Raw genomic sequence first — 5,277 nt, 5'->3', positions numbered from 1 at the left:
TCAAATGAAGCGCCATTTCATACAAAATCTTTTCTTATTTGAAGAAGAAAAATATCGGTTTATAAGAGGTTTACGCACTAATGTTTTAATTGATAATAATACGCCCAATAGGTGTTGCCATAGGTGTCGCGGATAGCTGCAATGCGTTGCCGAGCATCACTATATTGCTTTATCAATGTTTGGAAATCAGTGAAATCGGCTTCCATGACACTATTGTGATAGACAACATAGGGATTAGATCGCAAATGATTATAAAGCACAAGAGCCTCGCGATAATGTTTGGGCAGTGGTTTCTTGAGATCATAATATTTTCCGATTGCATGCACAAATAAATCTAAATTGCCGTCCATCAAATAAGCGCAAAGCAGATAATCATGTGCTGCCTTAGTTGCCAAATGGTGCTGATGGATAAAGTGTAAATAGTGCATCGTACTCATTTTCTGCCGAAACATTCCTCCCAAATGCTGATATAAAGGGGCTTGTCCGCAAAGAAGATAATGCACATCGGGATTACTTGGCAGCATAACGGCTGAACCTCCCACCAAAGCATATTCGAACAATCGCTCGGGAAGTTGCCCAGACAACGATAGCGCGTAGACGCGAAGATTGGTTAAAGACGAATCTGTTTGCAGCGCACGTGCATAAGTTGCTGTAGCTTTCTTATAATTCTGCGAGGCGATACATTGTTCAACATCCAAGCGCATGTGAAGCACGCGCTGATGATTTGCACCAAACATCACTAACATAAACAAAGCCGTCAGTCCGCAATAGTTTATCCACGACGTTCTACTGAAGAAACCAAATTCACCTTCTGAGAAATCATAGTCTTGTAATTGACGCGCATAAAAGAGGGCAATAGCGTCGAGAATGATAATCAACGGCGCTATCCACCACCATTTCCCGATTGTTATTCCGCTCGTATAGTTCCCGTCAACTGCGGTTAAAGTGGTGAGCAAAACAATTGAGGGAACATACGTCAGGATATGAAAACGACCATTCAAATGCGTCACAACATACAGCACGAGCTGCAACAACATCAGCAACGAGGTGATGATTATTGCCCCTATCAACCGATTGTAATGGGTCTGTCCGTTTGAAAGTATGTGTTGCATCATAGCCAACAGGTTATCTTGATAGCAAAACAGATAACTAAACGTGAAGACTACGAAGAACAAGGCACACATTATTATATATGGACGTGAGCCGTATGTTTTTGAAAAGAGTGGTGACATCTATTAATATTAATTTTTCTTTAGCACCAAAGCAGTGCGTGCCGGCAGATAGAGTTTCAGCCATTCTTTATGTTCATTGACATAAAGAGGATCGTAGTTTGTCAGATGAGTTAAGGAATCATCATTGAAACCATTTCCTCCAAAGCTTTTGTTGTCGCTGTCGAGCACAACATCATAACTACCAACTGGCACAAGAAAACCATAGTCCGTAAAAGAAGTTGTGGGTGAGAAGTTGAAAACGAAAAGTAAATCTCCACGCATATAAGCCAAGACTTGGTCGCCATCGTTGTGCCAAATCTCACGTACCTCGGTGTTGATAAAGTTTCGTTCGCTCTTGATTACTTTCAACATTTCTCGATCAAAATCACCCAAGAAATGATAATCAAGTTCTTTGTTGTCGACCAAATTCCATTGACGACGAGCGTATTTATAGCTCCAGCCATTTCCTTCTCGTGGGAAATCAATCCATTCGGGATGACCAAACTCATTTCCCATGAAGTTAAGATAGCCTCCGTTTATGGTGGAAGCGGTTACCAAACGAATCATCTTATGGAGTGCAATGCCTCGGAAAGCAACGTCGTTTTCATCTCCAATCTTGAAATGCCAATACATATCAGCATCAATCAAACGGAAAATGAGCGTCTTATCCCCTACTAACGCCTGGTCGTGGCTTTCGCAATAAGAGATTGTTCTCTCATCCGCGCGCCGATTTTTAACCTCCCAGAAGATTGAACTTGGCTTCCAATTCTCATCCTTTTGCTCTTTAATGGTCTTAATCCAAAAGTCTGGAATATTCATCGCCATGCGGTAATTGAAACCAAAACCGCCATCTTCAAACTTGGCAGCAAGGCCTGGCATGCCACTAACTTCTTCTGCAATTGTAATCGCTTTGGGGTTTACTTCGTGAATAAGCTTATTGGCTAAAGTGAGATAACAAATGGCATTATCGTCTTCATGACCATTAAAATAATCACCATATCCACCAAAGGCTTCGCCCAATCCATGACTATAATAAAGCATTGAAGTAACTCCATCAAACCTATAGCCATCAAAATGGAACTCGTTTAGCCAATATTTACAGTTAGAAAGCAGGAAGTGCATCACCTCATCTTTGCCATAATCAAAGCAAAGACTATCCCAAGCAGGATGTTCGCGACGTTCTCCGGGATAGAAATATTGATTAGGATCGCCTGCCAAATTCCCCAAACCTTCAACTTCATTCTTTACAGCATGCGAATGAACGATGTCCATAATGACTGCTATTCCTTTGGCATGGGCTTCATCAATCAGAGCTTTTAATTCCTCGGGAGTGCCAAATCGGCTCGAAGGAGCAAAGAAAGAACTCACATGATAACCAAAAGAACCATAATAAGGATGTTCTTGTATCGCCATAATCTGAATGCAATTATAACCATCTTTTATGATTCGTGGCAACACATTTTCCTTAAATTCCGTATAGGTTCCAACCTTTTCTGCGTCTTGTCCCATACCAATATGGCACTCATAAATCAGTAATGGAGAGGTTTGAGCCTTGAATTTATCTTTTTTCCACTGATAGCTTTCTTTCGGATTCCATACTTGTGCAGAGAAGATTTTCGTCATTTCATCTTGTACAACGCGTGTAGCCCACGCGGGAATACGCTCACCTTCTCCCCCATTCCACTTCACATGCATCTTGTATAAATCACCATGATGCAAGGCCTTTTCGGGCAATCGGAGTTCCCAATTTCCTGTTCCTTCAATGCGCTTCGCAAGATATTTCTCTTCCTCCTGCCAGTTATTGAAGTCTCCTACCAAATAGATTGCAGTAGCATTTGGGGCCCATTCTCTGAAGACCCAACCGCGAGAAAGCTTATGAAGCCCATAGTAATTGTATCCATTTGCAAAGTCCGACAGACTCTTCTTGCCGTTATTTGTCAATTGCGACAATTTCCACAGCGCATGGTCATGGCGTCCTCGTATCGCATTTTCATAGGGTTCCAAAAAAGGATCTTTTTTAACAAGACCTATATGCTTTACAACTTTCTGTTCTTTTGTTGTTCTTTTAACTGCTCTTTTCGAGCTTCCCTTCTTTGTTTCCATAGCTAAATACAATTATTTTTCACCTTGAATATGGCTTTCTTAAAACTTTTTCCATCGGCAATACATGGCGCATGACCATCTTGTGGAAAGAAAACGATAAACTGACCACGCTTCACCTTGACATAGTTTTGTGGCATAACACCTGGCACTTTAGCGATGTCTCTTTCCACATCGAAGTCTACTTCGGGCAAATCTTCAACGGGACTATACCCAAAAATTTCATCAGAAGACAAAGGTATCTGAATGTCTATCATTTCTCGATGAAACTCTATCACAGCCTCATCCTTTTGTTTTCCCTTGCAAACCTCTATGTTTACAAACAGGTCATTCCCTTTTATCAGATGCTGTCCTTCGGCAAGTTGCATGAGATTATGGGTTTGTAGAAAAGCCTCTACATCACAAAACAAAGGGTTTAATGCCACATATTTGTGTAGATTTGCAATTTTATCAATGATCATTTTCGTTGAAATTAAATTCTAATCTTTAATCCTCAAAACGCCGACCTGATTCATATCGGCCTGAACGAGTGACGTTTCCATTTCGGTCTTTCTCTACAAATCGCCCATCACGACGGTCATCTACATAACTACCTTCAAAGCGATTGCCATCTTTATCCTCTTCAATTGCAGGACCATTGCGCATACCTTTCTTATAACTTCCTTTGAAACGACTTCCATTTGCATAATGAATAATCACCTCACCATCTATCTTTCCATTCTTGAAATTGCCTTCAAAGGTGTCACCGGCTTTCTTTGTTAACTTCCCGTAACCATTCTGCAAATCGTTCTTCCATTGTCCAACATAGACATCACCAGAACGCCATTCAAACGTGCCTTGCCCGCTTTTGGCTCCTTCTTCAAAATGACCTGTATAGCGATCTCCATTCACATACTTGAAGATTCCTTCTCCAGTACGTTCTCCTTGGACATAATCTCCCTCATAAACATCGCCATTTTGAAACTTATATATACCTCTTCCATTCTGTATATCATCAGCCCAGTTACCAACATATACGTCTCCATCGGCATACTTATTCGTCCCTTTGCCAGACCGTTGATTGTTCGCCCACATGCCATCATAGGTTGTTCCGTCGCCCCAATCAAAGAAACCATGCCCATTTTTCTGGTCGTTTTTCCACTGACCATCATAATATGCACCACTGGAATAGGTGTATTTACCCTTTCCTTCGCGTTTATCTTGGGCCCAGTTGCCTTCATACTTATCACCATTATAGTAATACATCGTGCCTTGTCCTTGCTGATAATCACGAAACCAAAGTCCTACATATTTATTGTTATTGGCAAAGAAATAGGTTCCTCGGCCGTGTTGTTGGTCTTGAAACCATTGACCTTCATATCGTTCTCCATCAGAAAATGAATAAGTTCCATATCCTTCACGCTTACCTTTGATGTATTCGCCTTCATAGGTATCGCCATTTTTAAATGTAGTATGGCCCTTTCCATTAGGCTTTCCATTCATCATTTGTCCCTTATATTGCCCGCCATCATGCGTTGTACAAGAACCCAAGACTATCTTTTGTGCCAACAAAAACAGAGGCATAAGCAAAGCGTATGTGAATAATATAAGTTTTTTCACTGTATTTGCAATTATAGTTTCAAGGCCAAAGATAAGAAAATAATGGAACAAAACAAAATTAGTTAGCGTTTTTTATAGAACAATACAGATTATCATTAGGATGACTTCTCACGCCTTTTCGCATGATAAATCAATATAACAACAAAGTCACCACAAAACCAAAACTATCGCTATCCGTGCAATCTTGATTGACTTCAACCCAGAACAATAGTGAATGAACCATGCGCTTTGATTATTTTAAGTCAAACTATCAAGCTTCATTTACCTAAAAAATAAGCCAAACTAATCCTATATATATAGGTATATAGAAACCAAGATACCAAAACACACTGCGAGTTTAAACATAAACAAGGATAAGAACTATCTA

Annotated in this window: 4 protein-coding genes; all 4 read right to left on the bottom strand. The window is 40.4% G+C overall.

Features of this window, described 5'->3' with window-relative positions:
* Positions 1–77 precede the first annotated feature (77 nt).
* The 4 genes from HMPREF9420_RS00365 to HMPREF9420_RS00350 all read right to left on the bottom strand — a co-directional run bounded on the left by HMPREF9420_RS00365 (position 78) and on the right by HMPREF9420_RS00350 (position 4,910).
* Positions 78–1,115, bottom strand: a complete 1,038-nt coding sequence (locus HMPREF9420_RS00365) for a DUF6057 family protein (protein ID WP_248628057.1) — start codon at positions 1,113–1,115, stop codon at positions 78–80.
* Between the two features lie 126 nt (positions 1,116–1,241).
* Positions 1,242–3,314, bottom strand: a complete 2,073-nt coding sequence (locus HMPREF9420_RS00360) for an alpha amylase C-terminal domain-containing protein (protein ID WP_007133370.1) — start codon at positions 3,312–3,314, stop codon at positions 1,242–1,244.
* A gap of 2 nt (positions 3,315–3,316) precedes the next feature.
* Positions 3,317–3,772 (bottom strand): YhcH/YjgK/YiaL family protein, encoded by a 456-nt coding sequence (locus HMPREF9420_RS00355; protein ID WP_007133369.1) that lies wholly within the window; start codon positions 3,770–3,772, stop codon positions 3,317–3,319.
* A gap of 25 nt (positions 3,773–3,797) precedes the next feature.
* Positions 3,798–4,910, bottom strand: coding sequence for a phosphatidylinositol-4-phosphate 5-kinase (locus HMPREF9420_RS00350; protein WP_044078988.1), 1,113 nt, complete (start codon positions 4,908–4,910; stop codon positions 3,798–3,800).
* Positions 4,911–5,277 lie beyond the last annotated feature (367 nt).

The organism is Segatella salivae DSM 15606 (assembly GCF_000185845.1).
Taxonomy (GTDB): domain Bacteria; phylum Bacteroidota; class Bacteroidia; order Bacteroidales; family Bacteroidaceae; genus Prevotella; species Prevotella salivae.
This window is presented reverse-complemented; position numbering and strand designations above follow the sequence as displayed.